Origin of the sequence: Streptomyces sp. NPDC006487 (genome assembly GCF_042870555.1) — a bacterium.
GTDB lineage: Bacteria > Actinomycetota > Actinomycetes > Streptomycetales > Streptomycetaceae > Streptomyces.
In genome coordinates, this window is record NZ_JBIAHN010000012.1 from 167,369 (window position 1) to 180,763 (window position 13,395).

A 13,395-nucleotide genomic window follows, 5' to 3' on the forward strand; every position below is an offset into this window, starting at 1 on the left:
TTCCGTTTCCCCTCAGTGCATCATCGTGACCGTGACGACGACACGACGCCTGATGCTCCTGGACACCGCTTCCCTCTACTACCGCGCGTACTTCGGCGTACCGGACTCCGTGAAGGCCCCCGACGGCACTCCGGTCAACGCCGTCCGCGGCCTGCTCGACTTCATCGGCCGCCTCGTGCAGGACCACCGGCCCGATGACCTGGTCGCCTGCATGGACGCCGACTGGCGGCCCCACTGGCGGGTGGAGCTGATCCCGTCGTACAAGGCCCACCGGGTCGCGCAGGAGACCGAGAGCGGCCCGGACGTCGAGGAGACCCCGGACACCCTGGCCCCGCAGGTCCCGATCATCGAGGCGGCCCTGGACGCCTTCGGCATCGCCCGGGTGGGGGTCGCCGGGTACGAGGCCGACGACGTGATCGGCACCCTGACCGGCCGCGCGACGGGCCCCGTGGACATCGTCACGGGCGACCGGGACCTGTACCAGCTGGTCGACGACGCCAAGCAGCGCCGCGTGCTGTACCCGCTGAAGGGCGTGGGCACCCTCCAGGTCACCGACGAGGCGTGGCTCCGCGAGAAGTACGGGGTCGACGGCCCCGGCTACGCCGACCTGGCGCTGCTGCGCGGGGACCCGAGCGACGGCCTGCCCGGCGTCCCCGGAATCGGCGAGAAGACGGCGGCGAAGCTGCTGGACGCCTACGGGGACCTGGCCGGAATCATCGCGGCCGTCGAGGACCCGAAGTCGAAGCTGACACCCACCCAGCGCAAGCGCCTGGACGAATCGAGGCCCTACCTGGCGGTCGCCCCGAAGGTGGTCCAGGTCGCCTCGGACGTTCCGCTTCCGCAGTTCGACCCGGCGCTCCCCGCCGCTCCCGCCCGGCCTGATCTGGTGGCCGCGCTCGCGCACCGGTGGGGCCTGAGTGGTGCCGTTGAACGTCTGGGCAGCGCACTCCGCCCCTGAGGTGCTAACTTAGGTAATCCTAAGCTTCACGGAGTCAGGGTCGGAGAGTCAGGGAGACGTCGTGGCAGAAGGACGCGCCCGCAAGGTCGGCACCGCAGTGGTCGTGCGGACCGAGCGGTTGAGTCCGCACATGGTGCGGATCGTGCTGGGCGGTGCGGGGCTGGCCGGATTCAGTGCGGGCAGGTACACGGACCACTACGTGAAACTGCTCTTCGCACCGGACGGCGTCACCTACACCACCCCCTGGGACCTGGACCGGATCCGGGCGGCCCACCCCCGCGAGGAATGGCCGCGCCAGCGCGCGTACACGGTGCGCGCCTGGGACCCGGTCCGCCTGGAGCTGACCCTCGACTTCGTCGTCCACGGCGACGAGGGACTGGCCGGCCCCTGGGCGGCCCGCGTCCAGCCCGGGGAACTCGTACGCTTCCTCGGCCCGGGCGGGGCCTACGCCCCGGACCCGGTCGCCGGCTGGCACCTCCTGGTCGGCGACGAGAGCGCCCTGCCGGCGATCGGCGCGGCCATGGAGCGGATGCCCGCCGGGGCGCGGGTCCACGCGCTCGTGGAGGTCCAGGGCCCGGAGGACGAGCAGAGGATCGCCACCCCCGACGGCATCGTCCCGGTCTGGATCCACCGCGGTTCCCGCCCGATCGGGGAGGCGCTGACCGAGGCCGTCGAGGCCCTGGCCTTCCCCTCCACCGACGTGCACGCGTTCGTGCACGGCGAGGCCGGCTTCGTCAGATCCCTCCGCCACCACCTGCGCATCGAACGCGGCATCCCGCGCGAGCGCCTCTCCATCTCGGGCTACTGGCGCCTGGGCCAGACCGACGAGGGCTGGCGCGCGATCAAGCGGGACTGGAACGCGGAAGTCGAAGCCGAGCAGGAACGCACCCTGGCCGGCGCCGCTTCCTGACACGCCGGTGGGGGGCGCCCCGGACGGATCCGGGGGCCCGAAACCCACCGGCCGGCACGAAATCCCCCACGGGAACGTCCGGCGACACCCCGCCTCCCGGATCCAGCGGGGCCGGCGGCCGGCGACTACGCAAGGCGGGATCACCCGTTCGGCGGCACAATGGCCCCATGCGTACGCTCCGCGCAATCACGGCAGCCGGAGCAGCCGCCCTCCTGGCCTCGGCCGGGACCGCGACCGCCGCGCCGACTCCGCCGCCCGCGCCCACCGCCCGGCTCACCGACACCCAGGTCGACACGGCGGTGCGGCGCCTCGATGCGACGATCAACGAGATGATGCGCCGCACCGGGGTCCCGGGGCTCTCCGTCGCCGTCGTCCACGACGACGAGGTGGTCTACCTCAAGGGCTTCGGCCTGCGCCGCGTCGGCGACCCGGCGACGGTGAACCCCGACACCGTCTTCCAAGTCGCCTCGCTCTCCAAGCCGATCTCCTCCACCGTCGCCGCCGGGGTCCTCAAGGACCCCGCCGACTTCGACCGGCACACCGAGCTGCCCGGCTTCGCCCTCAAGGACCCGTGGGTGACCTCCCACGTCACCACCGCCGACTTGCTCTCCCACCGCAGCGGCCTGCCCGACCACGCCGGTGACCTCCTCGAAGACCTCGGCTACGACCAGGCGTACATCCTCGACCACCTGCGCCTGGCGCCCCTGAGCCCCTTCCGGGCGAGCTACGCCTACACCAACTACGGGTTCACCGCCGGCGCCGAGGCGATCGCCCGCTCCCACGGCGCCACCTGGCAGAAGCTCAGCGCCGACACCCTCTTCAAGCCCGCCGGCATGACGCACACCAGCACCGAGTTCCAGGCCTTCGTCGACGCCCCCGACCACGCGGCCACCCACGTCAAGAACGCGGACGGCACCTGGAGCCCGCGCTACGTCCGCGATCCCGACGCCCAGGCCCCGGCCGGCGGGGTGAGCAGCACGGCCCGCGACATGTCCCGCTGGCTGCGGCTCCAGCTCTCCGGCGGCACCCTCGAAGGCAAGCGGATCATCCCGGCCGACGCCCTGGCCCGCACCCATCTCCCCGAGATCGTCTCGCAGCCGCCCGCCTCCCCCACCGGCCGCACCGGCTTCTACGGGCTGGGCTGGAACGTCGGCTACGACGACGCGGGCCGCCTGCGCCTGAGCCACTCCGGCGCCTTCGAGCTCGGCGCCAACACCAGCGTCACCATGCTCCCGCTCGAGAAGCTCGGCATCGTCGTCCTCACCAACGGCGCTCCCGTCGGCCTCCCCGACGCCGTCGCCGCCGACTTCTTCGACACCGCCGAACACGGGAAGGCCACCACCGACTGGCTGGCCCTCACCGGCGCCCTCTACGCGCAGATCAACGCGGAGGGCCGCTCCCCCACCGACTACTCCCGCCCGCCCACCGGCGCGAAGCCGGCCGGGGAGGACTCCGCGTACACCGGAACCTACGACAACCCCTACTACGGCAAGGCGACCGTGGCCGCCACGAGCGAGGGCAAGCTGACCCTGGCCCTCGGACCGGAGCCGATGGTCTTCCCCCTCACCCACTACGACGGGGACACCTTCAGCTACGAGACCGCCGGGGAGAACGCGGTGGGCCGCACCGGGGTGTTCTTCTCCCCCGCCGACGGCACGGTCCGCATCGAGTACCTGGACGCCGACCACCTCGGGACCTTCACCCGTGACTAGGCGCATAGCCTGTACCCGGTGAAGCGCAGATCCCACCTCCCCGACGCGCCCCTGCCCCAGGTCAGTGGCATCGACCCGGTCCGCATGCGGCTGCCCCCCGACCCGGACGGGACTTGGCCGGACCTCGGCTCCTACCTCACGGCACGCTACGAGGGCACGCGCGGCGAGGAGTCCATGGCCCGCCTGCTGCGGGACGGCCGGGTGCTGGGCGTCGGCGGCCGGGTGCTGCGGCCGCAGGACCCGTACGAGCCGGGCGGCTTCCTGTGGTTCCACCGGGACATGCCGCCCGAGCCCGTGGTGCCCTTCCCCATCGGGGTCGTCTACCGCGACGAGCACCTGCTGGTGGCCGACAAACCGCACTTCCTGGCCACCACCCCGCGCGGCAGCCACGTCTTCCAGACGGCCCTGGCCCGGCTCCGGGTGGAGCTCGGCCTGCCCGCGCTGAGCCCCGCGCACCGGCTGGACCGGATGACCGCCGGGCTGGTGCTGTTCAGCATCCGGCCCGAGGACCGGGGCGCCTACCAGCTGATGTTCCAGGAGCGGCGGATCCGCAAGGAGTACGAGGCGCTCGCACCCCACGACCCGGCGGTGGAGTTCCCCCGGACCCTGCGCAGCCACATCGAGAAGGTGCGCGGGGTGATGGCGGCGACGGAGGTCGCGGGCGCCGAGCCCAACGCCGAGACCCTGGCCGAACTGCTCGCGGTCCAGGGGGACACCGGGCGCTACCGGCTGACCCCGCACACCGGGCGCACCCACCAGCTGCGGGTGCACATGAACAGCCTGGGCCTTCCGATCCTGGGCGACCCGGTCTATCCGGTGGTCCGCGATCCGGCGCCCGACGACTACCGGCGCCCGCTCCAGCTCCTGGCCCGCACCCTGGAGTTCACCGACCCCGTCACCGGGATCACACACCGGATCGAGAGCGGCCGCACCCTGCAGGCCTGGGCGGACCGGCCGGGCTGGGAGGAAGGGGCCTAGCGGCCCACGTCCGCGATCCGCAGCGCCGCGTCGGCGGTGGCCTCCGCGAAGGCGGCCACCGGGCGCGCCGGATCCGAGCGGTGGATCAGCATCACGCCTTCGATGAGGCCGAAGACGAGGTCGTTGCGGAGCACCAACCCGGCCTTGTCACCGGAGAGTTCGGCTCCGGCGTGGGCCTCGTCGAGCAACTCCCGGTAGATGTCCTTGAGTTCCTGGCGCATCCGGCGGAAGCGCGCGAAGCGCGCACCGGAGACCTCGGGCAACAGGTAGAGCGCGCCCAGGTTGTACGGCCCTCCGCACAGCAGCATCACGTCCGAGCGGCACAGCTCCCAGAGCCTGCGGCCCGCGGGCCGATCCGCTTCCGCGACCAGCCGGCGGGCCAGCTCCAGGGAGGGTGCGACCGTGGACTCCAGGAGTTCGGCGAGGAGCTCCTCCTTGCCGCCGAAGTAGTGGTACATCGTGGCCTGGCGCATTCCGGCCCGTTCGGCCACGGCCCGCGTGGTGGTGGCCGCATACCCCTTCACCGTGAACAATTCGGCCGCCGCGCAGAGGAGTTCCTCGCGCGGCGGCCGCCCGCTCGCCTGTCTCAGCTGATCGGCGCGTGGCCGACCGACCCGTCTCGGCCCGTCATCCGTTCCACCAGTCATGGCCTGATTTTCCCACGGCACACACCGAATCGATCATGGCAAGAGGTGAGATCCAGCCAGGACCACTTTCAGAGGAACCTACAAGTCCGGCTACCCCACCGAGCTGTAGGCCACCACACCGCGCAGCAGCGCGTCCACCGCCTTGCGGGCGTTGCGGGCCACGGTGCTGCCACCCCCCGAGGAATCCGAGGAGGGAGGCGCGGAGGAGGAGGGCGCCGCGGCGGCCACCTGCCCCAGTACGTCGATGACCTGCTTGCACCAGCGCACGAAGTCACCGGCCGGCATCTCCGCCTCGCGCAGCACCTCGTCCAGGCTCTTGTCGGAGGCCCACTGGTACACCGCCCACGCGAAGCCGAGGTCCGGCTCGCGCTGGCCCACGCCCTCCGCCTGGTTGATGCCGTGCTCCTCCTCCAGTGCGTCGAGCCGGCCCCAGATGTGGACCATCTCGCCCAGCGCGGCCTTCGCCGCACCCCCCGGCACCTTCGGCGCGACCGCGTCGTCGGACTGCCGGGCCTCGAAGACCAGCGCCGAGACGCAGGCGGCCAGTTCGGCCGGGCTCAGCCCCTCCCAGATGCCGGCCCGCAGGCATTCCGACGCCAGCAGGTCGAGCTCTCCGTAGAGCCGGGCGAGCCGACGCCCGTGCGGGGTCACCTCGTCCTCGCGCAGGTAGTCCAGGTCCGTCAGCAGCGCGTGGATCCGGTCGAAGGTGCGGGCGATGGTGTTCGTCCGGCCCTCGATGCGCTGCTCCAGCTGCCGCGTGTCCCGCTGGAGCCGGTGGTAGCGCTCCGCCCAACGGGCGTGGTCCTCGCGCTCGTCACAGCCGTGGCACGGGTGCGCCCGCAGGGCCGTGCGCAGCCGCGTGATCTCCCGGTCGTCGGCCGCGGCCGCCCGCCCGCGCGCGTGCCGTTCCACGGTGAGGTGCCCGGCCTTGGTCCGCAGCTGAGACGCCAGGTCCCGACGGGACTGCGGGGAGCGCGCGTTGAACGTCTTGGGGATCCGCATCCGCTCGATGGCCTCGACGGGGACCGGGAAGTCGATCCCGGCGAGCCGCTTGACCTGCCGCTCCACGGTGAGCACCAGCGGGCGCGGACCCTCCGTGTACTCGTGCCCGCGGTGCCCGTTGGACCGCCCGGCCGGGACCCCCGGGTCCAGCACCAGGGCCAGACCGGCGAACTTGCCCGTCGGCACGTGGATGATGTCGCCCGGCTTGAGCTTCTCCAGCGACGCCGCCGCCTGCGCCCGCCGCTGCGCCGCACCCTGCTTGGCCAGGTCGTTCTCGCGGTCCTTGAGGTCGCGGCGCAGCCGCGCGTACTCCTCGAAGTCACCGAGGTGGCAGGTCATGCCCTCCCGGTAGCCGTCCAGGCCCTCCTCGTTGCGCTGCACCTGCCGGGAGATCCCGACGACTGAGCGGTCGGCCTGGAACTGCGCGAAGGAGGTCTCCAGCAGCTCGCGCGAGCGGTGCCGCCCGAACTGCTGGACCAGGTTGACGGCCATGTTGTACGAGGGCTTGAAGCTGGAGCGCAGCGGATACGTACGGGTACCCGCGAGCCCGGCCAGGCCCGCCGGGTCCATGCCCCGCTGCCACAGCACCACCGCATGGCCCTCGACGTCGATGCCCCGGCGCCCGGCCCGCCCCGTGAGCTGCGTGTACTCGCCGGGGGTGATGTCGGCGTGCTGTTCGCCGTTCCACTTGACGAGCTTCTCCAGGATGACCGTGCGCGCCGGCATGTTGATGCCCAGCGCCAGGGTCTCGGTGGCGAAGACCGCCTTCACCAGACCCCGTACGAACAGCTCCTCGACGACCTCCTTGAAGGTGGGCAGCATGCCCGCGTGGTGCGCGGCGATGCCACGCTCCAGGCCTTCGAGCCATTCGTAGTACCCCAGGACGTGCAGGTCCTCGGTGGGAATGGAGGCGGTCCGCTCCTCGACGATCTCGCGCACCTTCAGCCGCGCGGTGTCGTCGTTGAGCCGCAGCCCCGCGTACAGGCACTGCTGGACGGCGGCCTCGCAGCCGGCCCGGCTGAAGATGAAGTTGATGGCGGGCAGCAGCCCGTCGCCCTCCAGCCGCGCGATGACCTCGGGGCGCGAGGGGGTCCAGATCCGGCCGCGGGAGCGCCGCTCGCGCTCGCGGTCGGCCTCGCGGACCATCTTTCCGCGCCGCCGGTCCTTCGGGCTGTACCGGCTGCTGTTCTCCTCGCGCGCCATCCGCAGCAGATCGGGGTTGACCTCGCGGCGCGCGGAGCTGCGTCCGCCGTGGTCGGACCCCTCCTCGAAGAGGTCGTAGATCCGCCGCCCGGCCATGACGTGCTGCCACAGCGGTACGGGCCGCTCCTCGGAGACGATCACCTGGGTGTCGCCGCGCACGGTGTCGAGCCAGTCGCCGAACTCCTCGGCGTTGGAGACGGTGGCGGAGAGCGAGACCAGGGTCACCGACTCGGGGAGGTGGATGATCACTTCCTCCCAGACGGCTCCGCGGAACCGGTCGGAGAGGTAGTGCACCTCGTCCATCACCACGTAGCCCAGACCGATGAGCGACCGCGAGCCCGCGTACAGCATGTTGCGGAGCACCTCGGTGGTCATGACGACCACCGGCGCATCGGAGTTGACGCTGTTGTCGCCGGTGAGCAGGCCGACCTTGTCGGCGCCGTAGCGCTTGGCGAGGTCGGCGTACTTCTGGTTCGACAGGGCCTTGATGGGCGTGGTGTAGAAGCACTTGCGGCCCTGCGCCAGCGCCAGGTGCACGGCGAACTCGCCGACGATCGTCTTGCCCGAGCCGGTCGGGGCGGCGACGAGGACGCCCTTGCCGGCCTCCAGTGCCTTGCAGGCCTCGATCTGGTAAGGATCCAGGTCGAATTCGTACATCTCGCGGAAGGGGGCCAGGGCCGTGGCCTCTTCGGCGGCGCGGATCCGGGCAGCGGCGTACCGCTCGGCGGGAGAAAGTTCTTCGGTCATCTTGTTCTCGAGCCTACCCGCCGCCCCTGACAACAGTCGCGATCTTTTGCGCGGGCCCGGACGTCCTACGCCAGGAGCCGCAGGGCCCCCGGGACGCAACGCGCGCTCACCGGCAGCGGACCCAGCGGCTCGCCGTCCGCGTAGGCCGTGATGCCTGCCGCCTCCAGGGTCACCTGCGCGGCCCGGTGGACGGTGACCTTCGGATGGTCGAGGTGGGTGCCCTTGTAGACCCGCGGGAAGACCTTCAGCAGGGTGGTGCGGCTGCAGTCGCCGACGACGGTGACGTCGAACAGCCCGTCGTCGGGGACCGCGTCCGCGCAGATGCGCATCCCGCCGCCGTAGGAGGTGCCGTTGCCGACGGCCACCAGCGTGGCCTCGGTCTCCAGGACCGGCCCGCCGTCCAGGGTGATCCGGTACGGGAAGGGCCGGAAGGCGGCCAGTTCCAGAGCCATCGCCAGGTCGTACTTGAACCGGCCCAGCGGCAGCCGCATCCGGTTGCCCCGGTCGTTGACCCGCGAGTCGAAGCCGGAGCACAGCACGGTCCCGTACCAGGTGCCACCGGCGCCGTCCCCCGCGCCGTCCCCGCCCACCCGGCCGAGGTCGATCTCGCGGATCCGGCCCTCCTTGAGCGCCTCGGCGGCCAGCCGGCCCGCCCGCGCGGGTTCCCGTACGGGCAGTCCCATCGCGCGCGCGAAATCGTTCCCGGTGCCCACGGCGACCACCCCGAGCGGCACCAGGGTGCCCGCGAGCGCCTGCAGCGCGAGGGAGACCATCCCGTCGCCACCGACCGCGATCACCGCCCCGGTGCCCTCGCGCACCGCCGTGCGCAGGCGGGCCAGGGCGTCGGGGGCATCGCCGCCGACGACGGTCCGCACCGAGAAACCGGCCCCGCGAAGCGCGGAAGCGGCCGGCTGCGCGGCGTGCGCGGCCCGGCCGCTTCCTGCGGTGGGATTGACGAAGAGGGTGATCTCAGCACTCACCCGCGGGAATGTACCTGCCAGGGCGGACCCGCGTCGATCAGGTGGCGTCGTCGTAGCCGTTGATCCGCTGGCGTCCGCCGTCGGCCTGCTCCGGCAGGGCGCTCGGAACGGCCACGGCCTCGACCGCACCGACCTCCGCCGGGGTCAGGTCCACCGCGGAGGCCTCGTCGTCGTCGAGGCCCGCGTCGGGATTGTTCCGTGCCCGCCTGCGGTCGTTGAGGTAACAGACCAGGAGCGCGATGAAGTACAGGGCGACGATCGGCGCGGCCAGCGCCAGCATCGTCAGCGGGTCACCGGTGGGCGTCGCGAAGGCCGCGAAGAGGGTGATGCCGAGCACCATGGCCCGCCACCAGCTCGCCAGCCGCTTCGCGGTCAGCACCCCGGTGACGTTGAGCAGGATCAGCAGCAGCGGCAGCTCGAAGGCCAGGCCGAAGACCACGATCATGCGCGTGACCAGGTCGAGGTAGTCGTCGACCGGCAGCAGGTTGCTCGCGTTCTCGGGGGTGAACTCCAGCAGGATCACGGCGGTCTGCGGCAGGACGTTGTACGCGAGGACCGCGCCGGCGCCGAACAGCGGCGCACCGACCGCCACGAAGGCCACGGCGTACTTCTTCTCGTGGTTGTGCAGACCCGGGGCCACGAAGGCCCACAGCTGGTACAGCCACACCGGCGCGGAGAGCACCACACCGGCGGTGAGGGAGACCTTCAGGGCGATGGAGAACGGAGCGATGAGGCCGTTGACCGTCATGGCGGCGCAGGGCTTCCCGTTGCGCTGCTCGATCACGCCGTTGTAGCAGCCGACCGAGTCCAGGATCGGCTTCATCATGAAGTCGATCAGGTCCTTGTAGAAGAACGCGGCCACGATCGTGATCACGAGGATCCCAAGGACTGCCTTCAGCAGCCGGTTTCTCAGCTCACGCAGGTGCTCGACAAGAGGCATCCGCCCTTCGGCGTCCTTTGCCTTCTGGTCCTGCTTCTCCTGCTTGCGGGCAGACTTGAGCAACCCACGTCCCTTGTCTCGTTGCAGTTGACTGGTGCGCGCGCGACCGGCGGACCGGCCGCCGTCAGCCCTGCGTGGTGTGGTTGGGCTCGTTCACGGGGCGGGCGCTGGTCACGTCACCGGGCGAGGCCTGGATCGTGCGCGGGGCCGTGGTCTGCTGCTGGGGTGCCGGGTCGGCGACGGAAGCGGCGGTGGCGGCGTCCTCCGCCTCCCCCTCCTTCTTCATCGCCTTCGCCTCGCTCTTGAGGATGCGGGCGGACTTGCCGAGCGAGCGGGCCATGTCGGGAAGCTTCTTGGCACCGAACAGCAGGAAGATCACGGCGACGATCAGGAGGATTTCGAGGGGCTTCAGGTTGCCGATCATGTGTGTCTTCCTTCTCACCGAAACGGCTGGTTGTGGTAGTCGAGACGGCCCTGACCGAGATCGGTAAGCCGTTCTGACATGGATCGTAACCCCCGGGGGTTAACGCCAGGCAATCCCCTGGGGCATCACCGCTTGCGTGCTCCGACAGTACGACGGTTGCCCGACGATGGCTATGGCCGTACGGACCGCCCGGCCCTGGCCAGGCCCGCAGCGGCCTGCTCCAGCTCCGCGGAGGCGTCCGCGATCCGGCGCCCGGCGTCCGCGACCTGGACGGAGAGCCTGCGCACCTCCACGAAGACCCGCACGGCGAGCACGGCGAGGACGGCGACCCCGAGGAAGCCCAGAGCGATTGCGAACATCGGCCACAGCATGCGACGAGCGTAGGCCACCACCCGCCTCACACGCTGCGCAGGGTGCTCACGCCGCCACCGGTCAGCAGCTCCACGATGCGCTCACCGGCCGGTTTGCGTACCGGAGCTTCACACTCGGGACAGGTGAAGGAGTAGAAGGTCGTACGCCGGCTGCCGCCGATGGCCAGACGCAGGGAGCCCGCGTCCAGCTCGAAGCGGGCCCGGCAGTCGGGACAGGACGCCTTGAACGCGACCGACATCGCGCGGATCCCCCCTCGGCCCCTCAGCCCTGTTCCCCGGCCGTGCCGCTCCCGGCCGCCACGCCCCCTGCCGGCACGTCCCCGGCCGCGCCGCCCTCGTACGCGGCGAGCGCCTCCCGCGCCGCCCGGCGCGCGCTGTCCGCCAGCTCCACGGGGGCCACGATCCGCCCCTCGCGGCCCAGCCGCAGCGCGAGGCGCCGCAGCGAGCCCGGGTCGGGGGTGCGCAAGGTGATCCGCAGGCCGCCCTCGGGCAGCTCCTCGGCGCTGTCGTGCGGGTAGTACTCGGCGACCCAGCGCCCACCGGGACCGACCTCGATCACGACCTCCGGGTCTTCGGCGGCCGGCTGGACCAGCCCCTCGGACAGGTCACGGGGCTCGATGACCGGCGGATCGGCCCGCTCGTCGAGCAGCCGGATCTCGGCCACCCGGTCCAGGCGGAAGGTGCGCCGGGCCTCGGAGAGGTGGCACCACCCCTCCATGTAGGTGTGCCCGACGGCGAACAGACGGATCGGGTCGACCTTGCGTTCGGTCAGCTCGTCGCGCGCCGGCGAGTAGTAGCGCAGCCACAGCCGGCGCCGCTCGGCGATGGCCCGGTCCACATCGGCGAAGACCCCGCCCTCGGACTCGAAGGTCACCGACAGCCGGGAACTGGCCCCGGCCACCTCGCCCGCGGCCGCCTCCAGCTTGGCGGTGGCCCGCAGCAGGGCCTGGCGGTCCCCCTCGCGCAGCCCCGGCAGCGTGGCCACGGCGCGGGCCGCCACCAGCAGCGCCGTCGCCTCGTCGGCGGCAAGCCGCAGCGGCTCCGCGGTCGACTCCCCCGAAGCGTCGGGGTTGCGCCACCAGATGCGCTCCCCGTCGGTGTCGATGTCGAGCAGGTCACCGCCCCGGAAGCTGGTCCCGCACATGGGCAGCACGTCGAGGTCCGAAATCAGCTCGTCCTCGGTGATCCCGAAGGCCCGGGCCACGTCCGCGACGTGCGCTCCCGGGCGCTCGCGCAGGTACGTCACCAGGGACAGCATCCGGCGCGTCTGATCGATGGCGTTGGCAGCCATGCTGGTACGTCTCCCCCTCAGGGCGTTGCTCAATGATCTTGCCCGGTCCACCCGGTCCACCCGCTCCCGCGCGGCTCCGCACGGCCCGCGCGGTCCGGCGACGGGCCGCTCCTAGCCCTTGGCCACGGCCCGCAGCCGGTCCACCACTCCGGCCCGCAGGTCGGCCGGCTCCAGCACCACGACATCGGGACCGAACTCCACCAGCCAGGCGTCCAGCCCGTGGCCGTACGGGATCTCCAGCTCGTCCCAGCCCTCGCCGCCGGCCCCCTCGCGCACCGCCGTGGCCCTGGACCGCAGCGGATAGCCCGCCCCCGCGCGCAGCCGGATCAGCGCGGAGCGCTCCGCGCTCTCCCCGGCCCAGCTCGCCACGGTCTCCCGCACGGTCACCACGTCCGGGACCTCGGCGGTGTACTTGGCGGCGCGCGAGCGGACCTTGCCCGTGATCCGCGAGAGCCGGAACACGCGCTCCGCACCGCGGTCGCGGTCGAAGCCCGCCAGGTACCAGTGGCCGCGCCAGCACTCCAGCGCCCACGGCTCGACCTGGCGGGTCTCGGGACGCGCCGCGGTCGACTTCCGGTAGTCGAAGACGACCGGGCGACGGTCACGGCAGGCCAGCATCAGCGGCTCGAAGGCCGCCTCGTGCACCGGGATCCGCGGCTCGATGGCACTGTGCTGGCCCTCGTACGGATCCGAGGCCTCCGGCATGCCGCCGGCGCGCAGCTTCTGCAGCGCGCCACTGGCCGCCCCGGCGAGCCGGGCCTGCTGCCAGACCTTGGCCGCGAGCCCCAGGGCCGCGGCCTCCTCGGCGTCCAGCGCCACGGGCGGCAGCCGGTTGGAATCACGGCGGGCCAGATACCCGGTGTCGCCCTCCAGGTTCTCGACGGTCTCGATGACCAGCCCGAGCTCCCGCAGATCGTCCTTGTCCCGCTCGAACATGCGGTTGAAGGACTCGTCGTTCCCGGCTTCCATGTAGGCCTCGATGGAACCGCGCAGTTCCCGCTTGCTGAGCGGCCGGCGCGTCCCCAGCAGACACAGCGCCAGATTCATCAGCCGCTCGGCCTTGGCAATCGCCATCGACGCCCATCCGCCCTTCCAGACCTTCGAGTCGTGTCCCCGGTACACCCTCGTGACCGCTGACCGTACCGCCCCGATGGTCCTGGGCAAAAGCGAGGGCCCCTGCCTTCGAGACAGGGGCCCCACACGCTTCGCGGCGCCGCTTCGCAGCGTCGCCT

Annotated in this window: 13 protein-coding genes; 4 read left to right on the top strand and 9 right to left on the bottom strand. The window is 71.9% G+C overall.

The window, feature by feature from the left end; genetic code table 11:
* Positions 1 to 52 precede the first annotated feature (52 nt).
* From ACFYM0_RS22345 to ACFYM0_RS22360, 4 genes are all read left to right on the top strand, one after another.
* Positions 53 to 958 (top strand): 5'-3' exonuclease H3TH domain-containing protein, encoded by a 906-nt coding sequence (locus tag ACFYM0_RS22345; RefSeq protein WP_388504250.1) that lies wholly within the window; start codon positions 53 to 55, stop codon positions 956 to 958.
* Positions 959 to 1,019: 61 nt separating this feature from the next.
* A complete protein-coding gene (locus tag ACFYM0_RS22350; RefSeq protein ID WP_388503944.1) occupies positions 1,020 to 1,868 on the top strand; it encodes a siderophore-interacting protein in 849 nt (282 codons plus the stop codon).
* A gap of 167 nt (positions 1,869 to 2,035) precedes the next feature.
* Entirely contained in the window at positions 2,036 to 3,580 is a 1,545-nt protein-coding gene (locus tag ACFYM0_RS22355) for a serine hydrolase (RefSeq protein WP_388503946.1), read from the top strand.
* An 18-nt stretch (positions 3,581 to 3,598) separates the two neighbouring features.
* The gene (locus ACFYM0_RS22360; protein WP_388503949.1) at positions 3,599 to 4,558 is read left to right on the top strand and encodes an RluA family pseudouridine synthase; all 960 of its coding nucleotides are present in this window, start codon (positions 3,599 to 3,601) and stop codon (positions 4,556 to 4,558) included.
* Here the strand turns inward: ACFYM0_RS22360 and ACFYM0_RS22365 are convergent.
* From ACFYM0_RS22365 to ACFYM0_RS22405, 9 genes are all read right to left on the bottom strand, one after another.
* Positions 4,555 to 5,205: a helix-turn-helix domain-containing protein gene (locus ACFYM0_RS22365; RefSeq protein WP_388503951.1), complete on the bottom strand. Its 651-nt coding sequence runs from the start codon at positions 5,203 to 5,205 to the stop codon at positions 4,555 to 4,557. The genes ACFYM0_RS22360 and ACFYM0_RS22365 overlap by 4 nt on opposite strands.
* A 90-nt stretch (positions 5,206 to 5,295) precedes the next feature.
* A complete protein-coding gene (locus ACFYM0_RS22370; RefSeq protein ID WP_388503953.1) occupies positions 5,296 to 8,157 on the bottom strand; it encodes a DEAD/DEAH box helicase in 2,862 nt (953 codons plus the stop codon).
* Positions 8,158 to 8,222: 65 nt separating this feature from the next.
* On the bottom strand, positions 8,223 to 9,137 hold the full coding sequence (locus ACFYM0_RS22375; protein ID WP_388503956.1) for a diacylglycerol kinase: 915 nt from the start codon (positions 9,135 to 9,137) through the stop codon (positions 8,223 to 8,225).
* A 37-nt stretch (positions 9,138 to 9,174) separates the two neighbouring features.
* Positions 9,175 to 10,140, bottom strand: a complete 966-nt coding sequence (tatC, locus tag ACFYM0_RS22380) for a twin-arginine translocase subunit TatC (protein ID WP_388503958.1) — start codon at positions 10,138 to 10,140, stop codon at positions 9,175 to 9,177.
* A 61-nt stretch (positions 10,141 to 10,201) separates the two neighbouring features.
* Positions 10,202 to 10,501, bottom strand: a complete 300-nt coding sequence (tatA, locus tag ACFYM0_RS22385) for a Sec-independent protein translocase subunit TatA (protein WP_388503961.1) — start codon at positions 10,499 to 10,501, stop codon at positions 10,202 to 10,204.
* Positions 10,502 to 10,671: 170 nt separating this feature from the next.
* Positions 10,672 to 10,872, bottom strand: a complete 201-nt coding sequence (locus ACFYM0_RS22390) for a hypothetical protein (protein WP_388503963.1) — start codon at positions 10,870 to 10,872, stop codon at positions 10,672 to 10,674.
* A 26-nt stretch (positions 10,873 to 10,898) separates the two neighbouring features.
* On the bottom strand, positions 10,899 to 11,111 hold the full coding sequence (locus tag ACFYM0_RS22395; protein WP_388503966.1) for a hypothetical protein: 213 nt from the start codon (positions 11,109 to 11,111) through the stop codon (positions 10,899 to 10,901).
* Positions 11,112 to 11,134: 23 nt separating this feature from the next.
* The gene (locus ACFYM0_RS22400) at positions 11,135 to 12,163 is read right to left on the bottom strand and encodes a helix-turn-helix transcriptional regulator (protein ID WP_388503968.1); all 1,029 of its coding nucleotides are present in this window, start codon (positions 12,161 to 12,163) and stop codon (positions 11,135 to 11,137) included.
* A 111-nt stretch (positions 12,164 to 12,274) separates the two neighbouring features.
* Complete coding sequence (locus ACFYM0_RS22405) at positions 12,275 to 13,237, bottom strand: WYL domain-containing protein (protein WP_327307579.1); 963 nt, start codon at positions 13,235 to 13,237, stop codon at positions 12,275 to 12,277.
* Between the last annotated feature and the right edge of the window lie 158 nt (positions 13,238 to 13,395).

Bases quoted from the DNA above. Each gene is read 5' to 3' on its own strand.
- ACFYM0_RS22345 (WP_388504250.1), top strand. From the start codon at position 53: ATGCTCCTGGACACCGCTTCCCTCTACTACCGCGCGTACTTCGGCGTA.
- ACFYM0_RS22355 (WP_388503946.1), top strand. From the start codon at position 2,036: ATGCGTACGCTCCGCGCAATCACGGCAGCCGGAGCAGCCGCCCTCCTG.
- ACFYM0_RS22365 (WP_388503951.1), bottom strand. From the start codon at position 5,205: ATGACTGGTGGAACGGATGACGGGCCGAGACGGGTCGGTCGGCCACGC.
- ACFYM0_RS22370 (WP_388503953.1), bottom strand. From the start codon at position 8,157: ATGACCGAAGAACTTTCTCCCGCCGAGCGGTACGCCGCTGCCCGGATC.
- tatA (WP_388503961.1), bottom strand. From the start codon at position 10,501: ATGATCGGCAACCTGAAGCCCCTCGAAATCCTCCTGATCGTCGCCGTG.
- ACFYM0_RS22390 (WP_388503963.1), bottom strand. From the start codon at position 10,872: ATGCTGTGGCCGATGTTCGCAATCGCTCTGGGCTTCCTCGGGGTCGCC.
- ACFYM0_RS22395 (WP_388503966.1), bottom strand. From the start codon at position 11,111: ATGTCGGTCGCGTTCAAGGCGTCCTGTCCCGACTGCCGGGCCCGCTTC.
- ACFYM0_RS22400 (WP_388503968.1), bottom strand. From the start codon at position 12,163: ATGGCTGCCAACGCCATCGATCAGACGCGCCGGATGCTGTCCCTGGTG.
- ACFYM0_RS22405 (WP_327307579.1), bottom strand. From the start codon at position 13,237: ATGGCGATTGCCAAGGCCGAGCGGCTGATGAATCTGGCGCTGTGTCTG.